Source organism: Pseudomonas sp. DW-iso3, from assembly GCF_058725305.1.
In genome coordinates this window covers 121506-138954 of sequence record NZ_JBZXDZ010000002.1, presented here as the reverse complement: position 1 = coordinate 138954, position 17449 = coordinate 121506, and the positions used below count along the sequence as shown (strand labels likewise).

15 protein-coding genes are annotated in these 17449 nt (G+C 61.2%); 12 read left to right on the top strand and 3 right to left on the bottom strand.

From position 1 onward, the window contains the following. Positions 1 to 53: 53 nt before the first annotated feature. The 4 genes from AC4PS7_RS06350 to AC4PS7_RS06335 all read left to right on the top strand — a co-directional run bounded on the left by AC4PS7_RS06350 (position 54) and on the right by AC4PS7_RS06335 (position 3559). Positions 54 to 578 carry a cysteine hydrolase family protein gene (locus AC4PS7_RS06350; RefSeq protein WP_106119144.1) on the top strand — a complete coding sequence of 175 codons (525 nt, stop codon included), beginning with the start codon at positions 54 to 56 and terminating at the stop codon, positions 576 to 578. 53 nt (positions 579 to 631) lie between these two features. Beyond that, positions 632 to 1585: a 2-hydroxyacid dehydrogenase gene (locus AC4PS7_RS06345; RefSeq protein ID WP_021491553.1), complete on the top strand. Its 954-nt coding sequence runs from the start codon at positions 632 to 634 to the stop codon at positions 1583 to 1585. Positions 1586 to 1714: 129 nt separating this feature from the next. Beyond that, positions 1715 to 2782, top strand: coding sequence for a phosphotransferase family protein (locus AC4PS7_RS06340; protein ID WP_010210058.1), 1068 nt, complete (start codon positions 1715 to 1717; stop codon positions 2780 to 2782). A gap of 9 nt (positions 2783 to 2791) precedes the next feature. Beyond that, entirely contained in the window at positions 2792 to 3559 is a 768-nt protein-coding gene (locus AC4PS7_RS06335; protein ID WP_010210056.1) for an SDR family oxidoreductase, read from the top strand. Here the strand turns inward: AC4PS7_RS06335 and AC4PS7_RS06330 are convergent, their stop codons facing one another. Further along, entirely contained in the window at positions 3560 to 4003 is a 444-nt protein-coding gene (locus tag AC4PS7_RS06330; protein ID WP_010210054.1) for a carboxymuconolactone decarboxylase family protein, read from the bottom strand. 154 nt (positions 4004 to 4157) lie between these two features. Here AC4PS7_RS06330 and pdxR point away from each other — a divergent pair, with 154 nt between their 5' ends. Then, positions 4158 to 5591: a MocR-like pyridoxine biosynthesis transcription factor PdxR gene (gene pdxR / locus AC4PS7_RS06325; RefSeq protein WP_010210053.1), complete on the top strand. Its 1434-nt coding sequence runs from the start codon at positions 4158 to 4160 to the stop codon at positions 5589 to 5591. An 84-nt stretch (positions 5592 to 5675) separates the two neighbouring features. Beyond that, on the top strand, positions 5676 to 6077 hold the full coding sequence (locus AC4PS7_RS06320; RefSeq protein WP_010210052.1) for a cupin domain-containing protein: 402 nt from the start codon (positions 5676 to 5678) through the stop codon (positions 6075 to 6077). Between the two features lie 3 nt (positions 6078 to 6080). On the opposite strand, the gene AC4PS7_RS06315 is transcribed toward AC4PS7_RS06320, so the two are convergent. Then, positions 6081 to 6710, bottom strand: a complete 630-nt coding sequence (locus AC4PS7_RS06315) for a DNA-3-methyladenine glycosylase I (RefSeq protein WP_010210050.1) — start codon at positions 6708 to 6710, stop codon at positions 6081 to 6083. A gap of 217 nt (positions 6711 to 6927) precedes the next feature. On the opposite strand from AC4PS7_RS06315, the gene AC4PS7_RS06310 reads away from it, so the two are divergent. From AC4PS7_RS06310 to AC4PS7_RS06295, 4 genes are all read left to right on the top strand, one after another. After that, positions 6928 to 8253 carry a C4-dicarboxylate transporter DctA gene (locus tag AC4PS7_RS06310; protein ID WP_175439684.1) on the top strand — a complete coding sequence of 442 codons (1326 nt, stop codon included), beginning with the start codon at positions 6928 to 6930 and terminating at the stop codon, positions 8251 to 8253. Positions 8254 to 8425: 172 nt separating this feature from the next. Further along, positions 8426 to 9127 carry a FadR/GntR family transcriptional regulator gene (locus tag AC4PS7_RS06305; protein ID WP_010210048.1) on the top strand — a complete coding sequence of 234 codons (702 nt, stop codon included), beginning with the start codon at positions 8426 to 8428 and terminating at the stop codon, positions 9125 to 9127. 17 nt (positions 9128 to 9144) lie between these two features. Then, on the top strand, positions 9145 to 9837 hold the full coding sequence (locus AC4PS7_RS06300) for a GntR family transcriptional regulator (protein WP_021491556.1): 693 nt from the start codon (positions 9145 to 9147) through the stop codon (positions 9835 to 9837). Between the two features lie 120 nt (positions 9838 to 9957). After that, positions 9958 to 10578, top strand: coding sequence for a hypothetical protein (locus tag AC4PS7_RS06295; RefSeq protein ID WP_010210046.1), 621 nt, complete (start codon positions 9958 to 9960; stop codon positions 10576 to 10578). A 54-nt stretch (positions 10579 to 10632) separates the two neighbouring features. Here the strand turns inward: AC4PS7_RS06295 and AC4PS7_RS06290 are convergent, their stop codons facing one another. Beyond that, complete coding sequence (locus AC4PS7_RS06290) at positions 10633 to 15501, bottom strand: NAD-glutamate dehydrogenase (RefSeq protein ID WP_010210045.1); 4869 nt, start codon at positions 15499 to 15501, stop codon at positions 10633 to 10635. 483 nt (positions 15502 to 15984) lie between these two features. On the opposite strand from AC4PS7_RS06290, the gene AC4PS7_RS06285 reads away from it, so the two are divergent. Both AC4PS7_RS06285 and AC4PS7_RS06280 read left to right on the top strand, forming a co-directional pair. Further along, positions 15985 to 16338 (top strand): hypothetical protein, encoded by a 354-nt coding sequence (locus tag AC4PS7_RS06285; RefSeq protein WP_010210044.1) that lies wholly within the window; start codon positions 15985 to 15987, stop codon positions 16336 to 16338. A gap of 146 nt (positions 16339 to 16484) precedes the next feature. Beyond that, on the top strand, positions 16485 to 17444 hold the full coding sequence (locus AC4PS7_RS06280) for an AAA family ATPase (protein WP_010210043.1): 960 nt from the start codon (positions 16485 to 16487) through the stop codon (positions 17442 to 17444). The last annotated feature ends 5 nt before the right edge of the window (positions 17445 to 17449 follow it).

Sequence of the window (17449 nt, the reverse complement as noted above, 5' to 3'; positions counted from 1 at the left end):
GGACGGGGCCTTTTTATTGCTCCGCCCATGTGGCAATCACAAGGAGCAACACCATGGCTGACGCCCTGCTGATCATCGACATGCAAACCGGTTTATACGACGGTCCGGAAAAACCCTTCGAGCGCGAACGCGTACTCGCCACCCTCAACCAATTGATAGCACGCGCGCGCGATGCCGGCGCCCCGATCTTCGTGGCTCGCCACACCGGCCCGGCCGGCTCACCGATTGAAGCCGGCAGCCCGCTCTGGCAGCTGTGGCATGAACTGGAGGTAGACGAATCCCGCGATCACCTGTTCAACAAGACCCGCCCCAGTTGCTTCCTGGGCACGGACCTGGAACAGCAATTGAGAGCTGCGCGGGTCAATGAGCTGGTGATTGCAGGCATGAAAACCCAGTTCTGCATCGACACCACCTGCCGGGTCGCTGTGGAACTGGGGTTTTCGGTGGTACTGCCAGAAGACGGCCATACCTGCATGGACACGCCGGCGCTGAAGGCCGAGGCGATTATCGAACACCACAATGCCACCCTGGCCGGCGCGTTTGTGACGCGTGCAAGCGCCTTCGAGATCAGCTTCTGAGCGCTCAAATACGGCATACTCAGCCCCTCAAACCCTTCAGGAAGAGCCTTCCGATGACCGCCACTGTTCTGGTCCTGGTTGAAACCATCAATGAATACCTGCCCATCATCGAGGGCAACGACTTTCATGTGATTCTGGCACCGACACCCGCCGAACGCGCCGAGGCCATCAAGGCCCACGGCAGCCAGATCAAGGCCGTGCTGACCCGTGGCCCGCTGGGTTTGTACGCCGAGGAAATCGCCGCCCTGCCCCAGCTGGAAATCATCTGCGTGATAGGTGCCGGCTACGAACACGTAGACCTGCAAGCCGCCAGCAATCGCGGGATCGTCGTGACCAATGGCGCAGGGGTGAACGCGCCATCGGTGGCCGATCACGCCATGGCATTACTGCTCTCGCTGGTGCGCGGCATCCCGCAGACCGACGCCGCCGTACGCCGCGGTGAATGGCCCAAGGTGATGCGCCCGTCCCTGGGCGGCAAGCAACTGGGCATCCTCGGCCTGGGTGCGGTGGGCCTGGAAATCGCCAAGCGTGCGTCCCAGGGCTTCGGCATGGAAGTGAGTTATCACAACCGCCAGCCACGTGACGACGTCGACTACACCTACTGCGCCACGGCGGTGGAACTGGCGCGCACCTCGGATTTCCTGATCCTGGCCACGCCCGGTGGCGCCAGCACGCGCCACCTGATCGATCGCCACGCCTTGGATGCGCTTGGCCCGAACGGCTACCTGGTCAACATCGGCCGTGGCAGCGTAGTGGTGACCGCCGACCTGGTCGCCGCCCTTGAACAACGCCGCATCGGTGGCGCAGCACTGGATGTGTTCGACGACGAACCCCAAGTGCCCGATGCTCTCAAGAAGCTCAGCAATACCGTGCTCACTTCGCATGTGGCCGGCTTGTCGCCAGAGGCCGCCCACGACACTGTGCAGCGCGTGGCCGACAACCTGGTGGAATACTTCGCCGGCCGCCCGGTGCTCACGCCGGTCGCCCTGCCCCCGCCCACTAAATGACCGATCAGGCACGCTGATCATCGTCCAACACGCTAACCTATTAAGCCGCCCCGACCTTGTCGCTGGGCGGTGGTGCGCATTAGATTAGGAAATAGTCCGAGGCCTTTAGAATAAGCAGAAGGGATAAGCATGGCGCTGAACGACCAATCGACCCAGATTCGCCCAGGCGAAGAACTTGATGCCAGCCTGATCGATCCCTACCTCAAGGCCCATATCCCGGGCCTGAGCGGCACGCCCACGATCAGCCAGTTTCCGGGCGGTGCGTCGAACCTGACCTACCTGCTGGAATACCCCGGTCAGGAATTCGTGCTGCGACGCCCACCCTTTGGCCACAAAGCCAAGTCCGCCCATGACATGGGCCGTGAATACCGCATTCTCAACCAGCTCAAAGACGGCTTCCCGTATTGCCCCAAAGCCTACGTGCATTGCACCGACGAGTCGGTGATCGGCGCCGAGTTCTACGTGATGGAGCGCGTCAACGGCATCATCCTGCGCTCCGACCTCCCAGCCGAACTGGGCCTGGACGCAACCAAGACCGAGGCACTCTGCAAGAGTTTTATCGACAAGTTCGTCGAGCTGCATCAGGTCGACTACAGCGCCTGCGGGCTGGGCGACCTGGGCAAACCCGAAGGCTATGTGGCGCGCCAGATCCGTGGCTGGAGCGACCGCTACGAAAAGGCCCTGACCCCCGACGCGCCAAGCTGGGAAACCGTACGCACCTGGCTCAATGACAAGATGCCGGCCGACCACCCGACCTCAAGCATCGTGCACAACGACTACCGCTTCGATAACGTGATTCTTGACCCGCACAACCCGATGCAGATCATCGGCGTGCTGGACTGGGAGCTGACCACCCTCGGCGACCCGCTGATGGACCTGGGCAACACCCTCGCCTACTGGATCGAAGCGGCCGACCCAGCGCCGGTGCAACTTATGCGTCGCCAGCCGAGCAACGCGCCCGGCATGCTCACCCGCCGTCAATTCGTCGACTATTACGCCGAGCGCGCGGGCATCCAGATCGACAACTTCGATTTCTATTACACCTACGGCCTGTTCCGCCTGGCCGGCATCGTGCAGCAGATCTACTACCGCTTCTTCCATGGCCAGACCCAGGACAAACGCTTTGCGCAGTTCATTCACATGAACAAGCTGCTGGAGCAGATGAGCCTGAACGTCATCAGCAAATCGTCCCTTTAAGGAACCGCTATGTCCAAGACCCACCTGTTCGACCTCGACGGCAAAATCGCTTTTGTTTCCGGTGCCAGCCGTGGCATCGGCGAGGCCATCGCCAAGTTGCTGGCCCAGCAAGGCGCCCACGTGATCGTGTCCAGTCGCAAGCTGGAAGGCTGCCAGCACGTGGCTGATGCGATCATCGCCGACGGCGGCAAGGCCACTGCGGTGGCCTGCCATATCGGTGAAATGGAGCAGATTACCCAGGTATTCGCCGGCATTCGCGAGCAGTTCGGCCGCCTGGATATCCTGGTCAACAACGCAGCGACCAACCCGCAGTTCTGCAACGTGCTGGACACTGATCTCGGTGCATTCCAGAAGACCGTTGACGTGAATATCCGTGGCTACTTCTTCATGTCCGTGGAAGCCGGCAAGCTGATGCGCGAGAACGGTGGCGGCAGCATCATCAACGTCGCGTCGATCAACGGAATCTCCCCGGGCGTGTTCCAGGGCATCTACTCGGTGACCAAGGCCGCCGTGATCAACATGACGAAGGTGTTCGCCAAGGAATGCGCGGCATTCGGCATTCGCTGCAACGCCCTGCTGCCGGGCCTGACTGACACCAAGTTCGCCTCGGCGCTGGTGAAGAACGATGCGATCCTGAAAATGGCCCTGGCGCAGATCCCGCTCAAGCGCGTGGCCGACCCGAGCGAGATGGCCGGCGCGGTGCTGTTCCTGGCCAGCGATGCATCGAGCTACACCACCGGCGTGTCACTGAATGTGGACGGTGGCTTCCTATCCTGATCAGGCATTTGGCGGCGGCTGCCGAAAACTCACTGCCAGGCGGTTCCAGCCACTGATGCTGGACACCGCCATGGTCAGGTCCACCAGTTCCTGCTCGCTGAACTCCAACCGCACGGCGGCGAACAGTTCATCCGATACCGTCGAGGTCGGCAACGTCGCGACTGTTTCACTCCAAGCCAACGCGGCCTTTTCCCGTGCCGTGAAGAACGGCGAATCACGCCATACGCACACCGCGAACAAGCGCCGCTCGGTCTCGCCGCGCTGACGTGCCGCCATCGAGTGCATATCCGTACAGAAACCACAGTGGTTGAGCTGCGAGACCCGGATCTTGATCAGCTCCAGCAAGTGCTTTTCGATGGACAAGCCGAAGGTCGTCGCCTCCAGCATGAGCATGCCTTTGAGCGCTTGTGGCGAAGCGGTGTAGTAATCCAGGCGGGGTTCCATGGCGATGGTTCTCTGTCAGTGGGTGCAATCACAATCCAGCTTAGAGCCCACACGACATAAGCCCTATAGCCAATCAGCCGGTTTATGCAGAGACCATTTTGCACCTGCGGCATGCGCGCGTACTCTTGGCCCGAGTGAATGCACGGGGTAAGACATGGAATTGCACGTTGTCATTAACGGTCGCAAGGATCTGGCCGAACAGTTGTATCAACAGTTGCGTGAAGCCATCGGCTCCGGGCGCCTGGCCGCCGGTGCGCAGTTGCCGCCCAGCCGCTTGCTCGCCCAACAGCTGGGGGTGTCGCGCAAGACCGTGTCGGACACCTACGCCACCCTGACCTACGAAGGATTACTGATCGGCAAGACCGGCCGTGGCACCTTCGTCAATGCCCGAGCGCCACAGACTGAACGCCAGCAAGGCGCCACCGACCTGGCCTGCGCCGCCAACCTCGCGAAGTGGCAGTCACTGCCCTCCCCGATGCGTCACCCCACCCGTGACAGCACGCTGCGTTACGAATTTATCGGCGGTGCCACCAGCCGCAACCAGTTCCCCCAGGATGAGTGGCGTCGCTGTACCCAGGACGCCTTACGGCGCATCGCCCAGAACAGCGGTTTCTACAGCCAGCCCGAAGGCTTGCCGGCGCTGCGCAGCGCCATCGCCGGACACATCGCGTTCTCCCGCGGGGTCAACTGCCGTGACAGCGACATCGTGGTCACGAACGGTGCACAGCAGGCGCTGGACCTGATCGCCCGCGTGGTGCTGGAACCGGGCAGCCTCGTTGCCATGGAAGACCCCGGCTACAGCCCCGCACGCCAGATGTTCATGGCGATGGGCGCCAGCGTCGTCAGCGTGCCGGTGGATGAACAGGGCATTCGCGTCGACCGAATTCCCGACGGCACACGGCTGATCTACGTGACGCCCTCCCACCAATTTCCCCTCGGCATGCCGATGAGCCCAGCGCGCCGTGAAGCCTTGCTGGCGCGAGCGTTCGAGCTGGGTGCGATCATTATCGAAGACGACTACGACAGCGAATTTCGCTACGAGGGGCGGCCCACCGACTCCCTGCAAAGCCTGGACACCCGTGGCGTGGTGGCCTACGTCGGCACCTTCTCGAAAACCTTGCTGCCGGAGTTGCGCCTGGGTTACGCGGTGCTGCCGCCGGCCATTTACGGCGCGGTCCTCAAGGCCAAGCAATTGACCGATCAGCACAGCTCGACGCTGCCGCAATGGGCCTTGGCCAAATTCATCAGTGAAGGCTACTTGCTCAAGCATATCCGCCGCTGCCACACGGTTTACGCCGGGCGCCGTGAACGCATCCTGCAACGCCTGGCGGGCGACTTGTCGCCCTGGTTCGAGGCGGTGCCTACTGTGGCCGGGTTCCACATGGCGGCGTTGTGCAAGGTGCCGGTGAACATCCCGTTGCTGATGGAACTGGCACGCCGGGTAGAAGTGGGCGTGTACCCCCTGGACGTGTTCTTCCACGATGCGCCCATACGTCCTGGCCTGATCATCGGTTTCGGCGCCATCGAGACCCTGGACATCGACCCGGCGCTGGATAAGGTACGCGATATCCTGCTGCAGATTGGCTAGTGGATTTTCCTCCGGATTGGTCATTGGTCCCCCAGGCACGGCGGCGTAGGGTGAAGAGGTCTCGAATGACTCGGAAACCTCACCATGAAACGATTGCTCGCTGCCTCGCTGATGCTCGCCTCGCTCGGCGCCTTTGCCCACGAACCGGTTTACAACCAGGAGTCGATCAAGGTGCTTCAAACCCATGCCTTGACCAATGTGCCCGGCAAGAAAACCATTATGCTCACCGTCGATTACGCCCCAGGCCAGGCCACCATGCCCCACAGCCACACCGGCACTGCCGTGGCTTATGTGCTGGAAGGCGCGATCACTTCGCGGGTGAATGATGAGAAAGCGAGAACCTACCAGGTCGGCGAATCGTTCTACGAACCTGCGGGTTCGCGACACTTTGAGTCGAGCAATGCCAGCCAGACAAAACCGGCCAGATTGCTGGTGGTGATGGTGCTGGATGACAACGCTGAAGTGCTGACGCCGCTCCAGCAGTAAGCCTCAAGGTCGCTGGAACTGCCGGCGCAGGTCTTCGATCCGTGGCCGGCACACACAGCCTTCCAAGTGATCATTGACCATGCCCATCGCCTGCATCAACGCATACATCGTGGTCGGGCCCACATACGTCCAACCGCGCTTCTTCAAGGCCTTCGACAAACGCACCGAAGCCGGTGAAGTGGGGTTGCCCGTCCAATAAGCCATGTCCACCACGGTCGGGCGCTCATCTTCACCGGGCTCAAACGCCCACAACCAGCGCGCCAGGGAACCGGTCTCATCCACCAGCTCACAGGCCCTGCGTGCGTTGTTGATGGTGGAAACGATTTTGGCCCGATTGCGCACAATGCCCGGGTCCTGCATAAGCCGCGCAATATCCGCCTCTCCATAGTGCGCCACACGGCGAAAATCAAAACCCTCGAACGCCACGCGGAACTGCTCACGCTTACGCAGGATGGTGATCCACGCCATGCCAGCCTGAAAGCCCTCCAGGCAGATCTTCTCGTACAGCTGAATATCATCCGCCACCGGCACGCCCCACTCCTGGTCGTGATAACGCGGGTATTCCGGCGCGGCCATGCGCCAGGTGCAGTGGGTCTGCCCGGTGTCGTCAGTGGTCAGTCCTGGTGTGTCCATCCATCACCTCACGTGCCGAGCGGTGGATGATAAGCGAAAAAATTTCCACCGCGCCAACCGCTCAAGCCTCGACCTTACCGTCCAACTGGTCAGACCGGGACCTGTCAACCGCCAAATAATTGCTTGTGATTTCAAAAATACCGGGCGTAGACTGGCCCCGCACTGGACTTACCGGTAAGACCACAACAATTAAGCCCTGGAACCACCAGGGCACCGAATAGAGATCCCTCCCATGCTCAGATGGTGCTCGCGTTCGATTTTCCTGCAAGTCGTGATTGGCCTGATGCTCGGCATAATCTGCGGCCTGACCCTTCCCGAATTCTCCTCGCAACTCAAACCCCTGGGTGACGGTTTTATCAAGCTGATCAAGATGCTGATCGGCCTGATCGTGTTCTGCGTGGTGGTCAGCGGCATTTCCGGCGCCGGCGACCTGAAGAAAGTCGGGCGCATCGGCCTCAAGTCCGTGATCTACTTTGAAATCCTCACCACCGTCGCTCTGGTGATCGGCCTGGTGATGGCCTTCAGCACCGGTATCGGCACCGGCGCCAATATCCATCTGGAACAACTGTCGTCGGCCGGCTTGAATGAACTGGCAGACAAGGGTCAGCACATCCGTGGCACCAGCCAGTTCCTCATGGACCTGATCCCCAACTCGGTGATCGGCGCCTTTGCCGACAACAACGTGCTGCAAGTGCTGCTGTTCTCGGTGCTGTTCGGCAGTGCGTTGAACCTGGTCGGCGAAGCAGCCTCGGGCATCTCGCGACTGATCAACGAACTGAGCCACATCATCTTTCGCATCATGGGCATGATTGTGCGCCTGGCGCCAATCGGTGTGTTCGGCGCAATCGCCTTCACCACCAGCACCTACGGGCTGGACTCCCTGCAACACCTGGGCAGTTTGGTGGGCCTGTTCTACTTGACGTGCTTTGCCTTCGTCGGGCTGATCCTCGGTCTGGTGATGCGCCTGTCGGGGCTGCGCATGTTGCCGCTGCTCAAGTACCTGCGTGAAGAACTGCTGATTGTGATGGGCACCGCCTCCTCCGACGCCGTGCTGCCACAGATCATGCGTAAACTCGAACACCTGGGCATCGGCAGTTCTACCGTGGGCCTGGTGATTCCGACGGGGTACTCGTTCAACCTCGACGGCTTTTCCATCTACCTGACGCTGGCCATCGTGTTTATCGCCAATGCCACCGGCACACCGCTATCGATGACGGATCTGCTGACCATTCTGCTGGTGTCGTTGATCACCTCCAAAGGCGCCCACGGGATTCCCGGCTCGGCGCTGGTGATCCTGGCGGCGACCCTCACGGCGATCCCTGCGATCCCGGTGGTGGGCCTGGTGCTGGTGCTGGCGGTGGATTGGTTCATGGGCATCGGTCGCGCGTTGACTAACTTGATCGGCAACTGCGTCGCCACCGTCGCCATCGCCCGCTGGGAAAAAGACATCGATATCCAGCGCGCCAACAAGGTGCTGGACGGCCAGCAAGGCTATGCCTTCCAGGCCAAGAAGCCGGTCGTGCCGGCGCATCAGGAGTTTTGATCCATTTCATGAGCGACACAGGCCAAGATGTGGGAGCGGGCTTGCTCGCGAATGCGGTAGTTCAGCCTGCAAATGGGGTGACTGACACACTGCTTTCGCGAGCAAGCCCGCTCCCACATTTTAACCGTCGTCAATTTGACAACCCTGTTCGCAACATCAAGGAGGTAACGGCGTGATCAGCACCTCAACCGTCGTCAATTCAGTCGTAGAAAAACTCCGCGCCGCGCTGGCCCGCGGGCAGTGGCGTCGCGGCGAAATGCTGCCCGGCCAACGCGAACTGGCCGAACAAATGGGTATCAGCCGCCCCAGCCTGCGTGAGGCGGTGATCGTGCTGGAAACGCTCGGCCTGGTGCGCTCCATGCCCGGCAAGGGCGTGGTGGTATTGGAGACCAATATCAGCGAACCGCACGCCAGCGACGCGGTGGCCGACGCCAGCCTGGAAGACATCCTGCAACTGCGCTACACCCTCGAGCCCTTCATTGTCGGCCTGGTGGCCCAGTCCATCAGCAGCAAAGAGGTGGGCCAACTGCGCCTGACCTTGATGGACATGCGCGAGGCCCTCGACGCCGGCGACGCAGAGGCCGGAATGAACGCCTACATCGGTTTTCACGAAGAGCTGTTTGCCCTCACTTCCAACCCGATCTTCCAGAACGTGGTGCAACAGACCAGCAACGCACTCAAGCAAAGCGCCCAGGTGCTGCGCAACTCGCCAGAGCACCTGGCCGAACGCCTGCAGGAAAATGAAGCCGTTGTGCGCGCCATCCGCAACAAGAACAGCGCCCTGGCCAGCGCCGAAATGCGTCGCCACATCCTTCAGGAAGGCCTGCGCATGGGCATTCGCTTGAACATCCCGGACGACCATCTGGGCAGCTGACTTTTTGGAGACAGGCCATGACCGCTCGCGCCTTGCACTACGACCCTATCCTCCCAACCCTGCGTCTGGTCGCCGGTAAAAAGCCTTCGGTGGACGACATCTATCCGCGATTGTTCGACGCCATCCTGGAACAGCGTATCGCCCCGGCCAGCCGCTTTACCGAAGAAGGCCTGGGCGAGATCTTTGGCGTGAGCCGCAGTGTGATTCGCCGCGTCCTGGCAAAGCTTTCCCATCAGCAAGTGATCCTCCTGCGCCCCAACCAGCGCGCCCAGGTGGCAGCGCCGGACACGCAGCAGGCGCGGCAGATTCTGGAAGCGCGGCGACTGACAGAAATCACCGTGGTGCAATTGGCCTGTGCGCAAGCAACACCCCTACAGATCCGCCAGTTGCGCGAGCTGATCGCACGGGAACGCGAGTACATTGAGCGTGATCAGCGTGGACCGGCGATTCGGTTATCCGGGGAATTCCATCTGCAACTGGCGGGCGTGGCGGGCAATGCACCGCTGGCACAGTTTCTCAACAGCCTGGTGCCACTGACCTCGTTGATCATTGCGCAATTTGAAGCCAAAGCCTGCACGTATTGCGCGTGGCAGGAGCATGCGGCGATTGTGGATGCGGTGGAGCGGCGCGACTCAACCACCGCGGTGACGCTGATGACCCAACACCTGGATCACCTGGAAGCCAAATTGCTGAGCCAGGCTGTGCCATAAAGCCCACCCTGACTGACTACGAATACAGCGGTGATCTCCGAAATCGCCGACAGCCCGGAGGGTCATGGCACTGCACAATTGTATTCATCCCTACAGCCTTGAACTCGGATGAATAGCGTTATGCAAGCCCTCACTTTCGCACTGGTCACCGCCCTCTTCATTCCGCAGTTCAATGCCTATGTATGGGCGGGCGACGCGTTAACGGCCGGGACTTACATCATCACCCCGGCAGCCCCCGTCTGGCTGCTTGAACAACCCTACGCCGATAGCCCGATGCTAACCGCCCGCACTTTCGGCGGCAGCGCTTACGGCGACTATCACGTCAAGGCCAGCCTTGAGATCAGTTGCTCCCCGCAAAGCCCGACGGCCAGCGTTGCACTGCAGATCACGCCGGCCTCGCTGGGCTTTGACGCGGCGCCATTCGAAGGTCCAGACGCCAGCGCAAATGGGCCATTGCGCATCACCACGGCAACACGCACCGCCATCGATCACCCGGTAAACGGTGTCTGGACCTACGGCGGGGCGTTCCAGATCGGAACGGTATTTGCGCTCAGTACTGCCGTTGCGCCTGACGAATTAGCCTACTGGGCCAGCGATGCCTCACGCGGTCAAACACTAAAACTCTCAATAGCGCCTGCCAACGAAGGCGACAAGCCGCTGACCGCGACCTTCTTATTACCAGCCAATAACAACGGCTTGAAAAGAGTCATCCAGCCTTGCCTGGGTCATGCCAGTTTTTAAGTCAAAAAAAAGCCCCGTATCTCAAGATACGGGGCTTTCTGTCTTGCAGTTAAATCAAACCGCTTGCAACGCCGACTGGCCGCTCAACGCCAGGTCCAGCAACTCACGGTTGGCCACCGCGTACATGGCGTAGTCCGTACCCACAGCGGCACGAATCTCAACCATCATCGCCACCCAACGATCGGCCATGTCCTTGTGCTGCTCAAGCCACAGGGCCACGCGGGCTTCCATGTCTTGCGGCGCATCGGCCATTTGCAGGACGGAGATAGTGATCGCGCGCTGCTGCCAGTCCACGTCGTCGCGGAAGGCCTCGCGGGCCTGGGCTTGCCAGTTGTTGGCCACCGGCAGATCACTGATCTGCTGCAGGTACCATGGCAGGTCCAGGGCGCTGCCGACGGCGAAGTAGGCCTTGGCCACTTCGGCGGCATCATGCCCGGTCACGTCAGCCGCTTCGATGATTGGCAGCAAGGTGTACAGGTGCGTCGTACCGGCAACCATACGCGCCAACAACTCCGGCACACCGGCTTCGGTGTATTTGCCGTAGCGGTTCTGCCAGCCTTCACGGGTCGGGCCTTCCAGCAGTTCGTCGAGCTTGAGGCCCAACGCCGCCAGGTGCGGACCGAAATGCGCGGTGTCGCGGCCAGCGTCCTGCTCGTTGCGACGACTGCGCAGGAACCAGCGCGTAGCGCGGCGGCCCAGGCGCATCAGCTCATCCATCAGCTCCAGTTGCACATCAGCGGAAACCTGGTGGTCCAGGGCTTCGATCTGGCGGAACCAGTGCGGGAGGTGGAAGATGTCACGCACGATCACATAGGCGCCGGCCACGTTCGCCGGGCTCATGCCGGTGGACTCTTTGAGCCGCTGAACGAAGGTGATGCCCATGTGGTTGACCAGGTCGTTGGCGATCTGGGTGCTGACGATCTCACGCTTCAGACGGTGGCGACGCATGGCCTCGGAGAACTTGGCGACCAGGCTCGGAGGGAACGCGGTTTCCATGTCACGGGTCAGGTACTCGTCATCCGGCACCAGGGACTTGAGCAGCGCTTCCTTGAGGTCGATCTTGCTGTACGAGATCAGCACCGACAGTTCCGGACGGGTCAGGCCCTTGCCAGTCGCGGCGCGCTCGGTGAGCTGCTCCTCGGTCGGCAGGTACTCGATGGCACGGTCCAGCTTGCCACGGCCTTCCAAGTCGCTCATCAGGCGTTTGTACTCGGCGGCACGCTCATAGGCACGGCGCGCAGCCAGGGACAGGGCCTGGGTCTGCTTGTAGTTGTTGCCCAACACCAGGTTGCCGACTTCGTCCGTCATGCTCGCCAGCAACTGGTTGCGTTGCTTGTCGGTCATGTCACCTGCCTGCACCACTTCGTTGAGCAGGATCTTGATGTTCACTTCGTGGTCGGAGCAGTCCACGCCACCGGCGTTGTCAATGAAGTCGGTGTTGGAACCGCCGCCATTGAGGCCGAATTCCACACGACCCAGTTGGGTCATGCCGAGGTTACCGCCCTCGCCCACGACCTTGCAGCGCAACTCGTTGCCGTTGACGCGCAGCGCGTCGTTGGCCTTGTCGCCTACATCGGCATGGCTTTCGGTGCTGGCCTTGACGTAGGTCCCGATACCGCCGTTCCACAACAGGTCCACCGGCGCCTTGAGCAAGGCGTTCAGCAGTTCGGTCGGGGTCAGCTTGTCGGCGGAAATGTCGAAGCGTTCTTTCATCTGTGGCGAGATGGCAATGCTCTTCGCGCTGCGCGAGAAGATACCGCCGCCTTCGGACATGATGCTGGTGTCGTAGTCGGTCCAGGCCGAACGCGGCAGCTCGAACATGCGCTGACGCTCGACGAAGCTGGTGGCCGGGTTCGGGTTTGGATCGATGAAGATATGCAGGTGGTTGAACGCCGCGACCAGTTGCAGCTTGTCGGACATCAACAGGCCGTTACCGAATACGTCACCGGCCATGTCACCGACGCCGACCACGGTGATGCTGTCTTCCTGCACATTGATGCCGCGCTCACGGAAGTGACGCTGCACGCCAACCCACGCGCCTTTGGCGGTGATGCCCATTTTCTTGTGGTCGTAACCGGCGGAACCACCGGACGCGAACGCGTCACCCAGCCAGAAGCCGTAGTCGATGGCGATACCGTTGGCGATGTCGGAGAAGGTCGCGGTGCCCTTGTCCGCTGCGACGACCAGGTACGGGTCATCGTCGTCATGGCGCACGACGTTGGCCGGCGGCACCAGGGCGCCATCCTTCAGGTTGTCGGTGATGTCCAACAGGCCCGAAATGAAGATGCGGTAGCAGGCGATGCCCTCGGCCGCGATCTCGTCGCGGCTGCCGCCCAATGGCAGGCGACGCGGCAGGAAGCCGCCCTTCGCACCCACTGGCACGATGACCGAGTTCTTCACTTGCTGGGCTTTTACCAGGCCGAGCACTTCGGTCCGGAAGTCTTCTTCACGGTCGGACCAGCGCAGGCCGCCGCGAGCGACGTTGCCGAAACGCAGATGCACGCCTTCCACGCGTGGCGAGTACACGAAGATTTCAAACTTCGGCACGGGCTTCGGCAGTTCAGGAATGGCGCGTGGGTCGAACTTGAAGCTGAAGTACGACTTGTTCTGGCCGTTGGCGTCAGTCTGGTAGAAGTTGGTGCGCAGCGTGGCCTTGATCAGGTCCAGGTAGCGACGCAGGATGCGGTCTTCGTTGAGCACCTGAACATCGTCCAGCGCGCTGAGAATCGCTTGTTCCAGGCGTTGCTGCTTGTCTTCCAGGTCGTCGGCGGTCAGCTTGCGCGCCAGGTAGAAGCGGGTCTTGAACAACCGGGTCAACTCGCGGGCGATGTCGGTGTGGTTGTTCAGGGTGCTGGCGATGTAACCCAGGTCGAAGCCCAGGCGGATCTGCTTCAGGTAACGGGCATAGGCACGCAGCAGCGCCACATCGCGCCAAGGCAGGCCCGCGGTCAGTACCAGGCGGTTGAACGCATCGTTCTCGGCGTCGCCATGCACGATGTGCACGAACGCATCCTGCAGGGTGTCGTTCAGTTGCTGGATGTCCAGGTTCACGCCTTCGGCGGCGATGAACGCGAAGTCATGGATCCAGAACTCACGGCCATTGGCATGGCGTAGACGGTACGGGAACTCGCCCAGCACGCGCAGGCCGAGGTTTTCCAGGATCGGCAACACGTCGGACAGCGCCAGCGGGGTGTCGGCGTGGTAGAGCTTGCAATGCAGCTCGCGCTGGCCGGAAACCTGGCCCAGCGGCTGGTAGAAGCTCATCACCAGCGGGTTGGCTTCGGTCAGGCTCAGCAGGTGCTGCATGTCGACCACGGCGGAATGCGCGGCGAAGCGCTCGCGGTAGCCGGCCGGGAAGCCTTTCGGGAAGTCAGCCAGCACGTTGGTGCCGTGGGCTTCGCCGAAGCTTTCGACGACAAGGCTGGAGTAGTCGTCCTGCCAGCTGCGGCAGGCCTGCACCACTTCTTTTTCCAGTTGCAGCGGGTCGATGTCCAGACGGTTCTTCGGGTCAACCCGCAGAATCAGCTGCACACGGGCCAGCACGGATTCGGAGAAGAAGGTCCAGAATTCGCAGTCCGAGGCCTTCAGGCGATCCATCAGCACTTGCTGGATCTTCTGGCGCACTTCGGTGGAATAGATGTCGCGCGGCACGTAGGCCAGGCAGTAGCAGAAACGACCGTACGGGTCCTTGCGCAGGAACACGCGGATCTTGTTGCGTTCCTGGATCTGCACGATGGACATCACAGTGCTGAACAATTCGTCGACCGGGGTCTGGAACAGGTCGTCGCGTGGCAGCACTTCAACGACTTGAGCCAGCTCCTTGCCCAGGTGAGCCTTGGGCTGGAAGCCGGAGCGGCGTTCGATTTCCGCGACCTTGCGACGGATGTACGGAATAACCCGCACGCTTTCGCCATACACCGAGGAGGTGTACAGGCCCATGAAGCGGTGTTCCTTGATCACTTTGCCGTCGGCGCTGATCTCACGGATCGACACGTAGTCCGGGTACGCCGGACGGTGTACACGGCTCGGGTGCGCGGCCTTGGCGAACGACAGCACGGTCGGCTCACGCAGGTAGGCCACGGCGTAGTCTTCGATGCGCAGGTCGTCGGCGGTGAGGCCGGCGCGCAGCAGCTTGGTCAGGCCGAGGAAGGAATCGGCGTCATATTCGATATGACCGCCATCCGCCTCGTCACGTACCACGAATTCTTCATATCCCAGGAAGGTAAAGTGGTTGCCCACCAGCCATTCCAGGAAGTTCTTGATCTCGGCTTTTTCTTCGCCGTCGATGCTGAACTGGCTGGCGTCGATACCGGCCAGCAGGTCCTGGACCTTGGCTTTCATCGGCTCGAAATCGGCCACGGCCACGCGCACTTCGCCCAGCACCTGCTCAAGCTCTTTGCTCAGCACGTTCAGTTCGGCGGCGTTGGCGCAGCGGTCGATTTCCAGGTACATCAGCGATTCTTGCTGGATGCCTTCGCCCTGGGTGCCTTTAGGCAGGATTTCCAGCAACTCGCCCTTGGCGCCACGGCGTACGCTGAGCACGGTGGTCTGCAAGGTGTGGATGCTGTAGCCGCGGCGGTTCAGCTCGGTACGGACCGAGTCCACCAGGAATGGCAGGTCATGGTGCAGCACTTCAACCGCGGTATGGGTCGACTGCCAGCCATGACGTTCGTAATCGGGGTTGTAGACCCGCACTTGCGGTTGGGTATGGTCAAAGCGCTCAAGCAGGCGCCACGCAGAGAGGGTGCAACCGGCCAGGTCGGAAAGGCGACGCTGGGTCAGTTCGTCCAGGGAAATGATGCCGAAGAATTGTTCAGCAAACAGCGCCACTTGTGGCAGTGCCTGTTCACTGATGTGCTGCGCCAGTGCCGCTTGCAGTTGATGCTGGAAGTCGGCCTTGCTGGCTGCGGTGAAGAACGCCATCTGTGGTACTCCGCTTGGGCTTGTTATTGATGGAAGCGTCGCGTGTTATCCCCTTGCGGGGAGACCGTCAGCGCTGTTCGCAGGTTAACCATAGCGAATTCAGCGTGACAGGTGAGTGAAGCTGGACAAGACAGTCAGGTCACATACAACTTCCATTGGACATGCGCCTTGCCAGGCGACGGTACGACGGGCAGGTCAGACTCCCGGCACAGGGCACATCCGTTGCGCAGCTTAACGAGTGTGGGAAGCCAGCTGCTTGCGACGCTGCGACATATTCGGTCATCGGTAAGCAGGCGTAGGGTTGCGACTTGGGCAACCCGCAACATCCGGCAAAAAAACCGGCTATTTCAAGGCGTGCGAGTACCAGAAATGACTGATATTGCCCGTCAGGTCATGCACTGGGTCTGACACAGGATGCAGCACAAAATTCGCCGCAATGGCACAATTGCCCCTATTACGCCCTACCCCCTACCAGGATTCCCCATGCTGCAGCTGAAAACCGACGCCCTGATGGTCACCCCGTGCGATGACGAAGAGGACAACATGGCGATGCTCTGCTGTCACGGCAAGAACGGCGAAATGTTCATGCTGACCCGCTACCCGGATGAAGACGAAGTGGAGCTGACCTGGGACTACGAGCCATCGACCCTGGATGGGCTGAAGATCACGCTGAGTGACACCACGCTACGGGTCGAGCTGGCGGCGGGTGACGCCGATGCACTGGGCGGCAAGGATCACCTTGAGATCACCCACGCCACAGCCGCGTCGGATCTGGCCGAAGTCGAAGAAACCCTGCAAAACATCCTCAAAGGCACTGGCACCTACGTCCGCGCGTGATGCCTCCCACACAAAAATCCTACAAGTTTTGCCAAAAATACCCGTTACGCCGTTAGTCGCCAGCCCCCTCGATGCATTAAAGTAAGCCTCCCAAGCCCGGCGTTTTTGCTCGACCGCCGGGCTCATCTCTCCAGGAACCGTCATCGATGGAACATCGTGAAGCGCTGCTTGCGCTGCGAACCTTTCTTTCTACGCAGATTCTCGGCCAGGAAAAACTCATCGATCGCCTGTTGATCGCCTTGCTCGCCGACGGCCATATGCTGGTGGAAGGCGCGCCGGGCCTGGCCAAGACCAAGGCCATCAAAGAGTTGGCGGAAGGCATCGAAGCGCAGTTCCATCGAATCCAGTTCACCCCCGACCTGTTGCCCGCCGACATCACCGGCACCGAGATCTATCGTCCGGAAACCGGCAGCTTCGTGTTCCAGCAAGGGCCGATCTTCCACAACCTGGTGCTGGCGGACGAAATCAACCGCGCGCCGGCCAAGGTGCAGTCGGCCCTGCTGGAGGCCATGGCCGAGCGCCAGGTCAGCGTCGGGCGCAGCACGTATGACTTGTCGCCGCTGTTCCTGGTGATGGCCACGCAAAACCCCATCGAGCAGGAAGGCACCTACCCGTTGCCCGAGGCCCAGCTCGACCGCTTCTTGATGCATGTAAAAATCGGCTTCCCGGACGCCGCCGTCGAGCGACGTATCCTGCAACAGGCCCGCGGCGAAGCCCTCAACGGCGAAACCAAGCCTGAGCGCCGCGTCAGCCAGCAGGCGATCTTCGCCGCGCGCAAGGAAATCCTCGGCCTGTACATGGCTGATGCCGTAGAGGAATACCTGGTGCAACTGGTGATGGCCACCCGCACCCCCGCCAAGTTCGACCTGGAAATGGCCGAATGGATTGCCTACGGCGCCAGCCCACGCGGCTCCATCGCCCTCGACCGCTGTGCCCGCGCCCATGCCTGGCTGGCCGGTCGCGACTTCGTCAGCCCGGAAGATATCCAGGCGGTGCTGTTCGACGTGTTGCGCCATCGCATCATCCTGTCGTTCGAAGCGGAAGCCGCCGGCATTGACCAGGACCGTGTGGTGCAGCGCATTCTCGACGTCGTTGCCGTCGCTTGAAACCC

Excerpts from the sequence above, each read along its gene's own strand:
- AC4PS7_RS06330 (WP_010210054.1), bottom strand. The coding sequence starts at position 4,003 with ATGGAACCCCGCCTGGATTACTACACCGCTTCGCCACAAGCGCTCAAA.
- AC4PS7_RS06320 (WP_010210052.1), top strand. The coding sequence starts at position 5,676 with ATGAAACGATTGCTCGCTGCCTCGCTGATGCTCGCCTCGCTCGGCGCC.
- AC4PS7_RS06345 (WP_021491553.1), top strand. The coding sequence starts at position 632 with ATGACCGCCACTGTTCTGGTCCTGGTTGAAACCATCAATGAATACCTG.
- pdxR (WP_010210053.1), top strand. The coding sequence starts at position 4,158 with ATGGAATTGCACGTTGTCATTAACGGTCGCAAGGATCTGGCCGAACAG.
- AC4PS7_RS06300 (WP_021491556.1), top strand. The coding sequence starts at position 9,145 with ATGACCGCTCGCGCCTTGCACTACGACCCTATCCTCCCAACCCTGCGT.
- AC4PS7_RS06335 (WP_010210056.1), top strand. The coding sequence starts at position 2,792 with ATGTCCAAGACCCACCTGTTCGACCTCGACGGCAAAATCGCTTTTGTT.
- AC4PS7_RS06285 (WP_010210044.1), top strand. The coding sequence starts at position 15,985 with ATGCTGCAGCTGAAAACCGACGCCCTGATGGTCACCCCGTGCGATGAC.
- AC4PS7_RS06290 (WP_010210045.1), bottom strand. The coding sequence starts at position 15,501 with ATGGCGTTCTTCACCGCAGCCAGCAAGGCCGACTTCCAGCATCAACTG.
- AC4PS7_RS06280 (WP_010210043.1), top strand. The coding sequence starts at position 16,485 with ATGGAACATCGTGAAGCGCTGCTTGCGCTGCGAACCTTTCTTTCTACG.
- AC4PS7_RS06350 (WP_106119144.1), top strand. The coding sequence starts at position 54 with ATGGCTGACGCCCTGCTGATCATCGACATGCAAACCGGTTTATACGAC.
- AC4PS7_RS06295 (WP_010210046.1), top strand. The coding sequence starts at position 9,958 with ATGCAAGCCCTCACTTTCGCACTGGTCACCGCCCTCTTCATTCCGCAG.
- AC4PS7_RS06315 (WP_010210050.1), bottom strand. The coding sequence starts at position 6,710 with ATGGACACACCAGGACTGACCACTGACGACACCGGGCAGACCCACTGC.
- AC4PS7_RS06340 (WP_010210058.1), top strand. The coding sequence starts at position 1,715 with ATGGCGCTGAACGACCAATCGACCCAGATTCGCCCAGGCGAAGAACTT.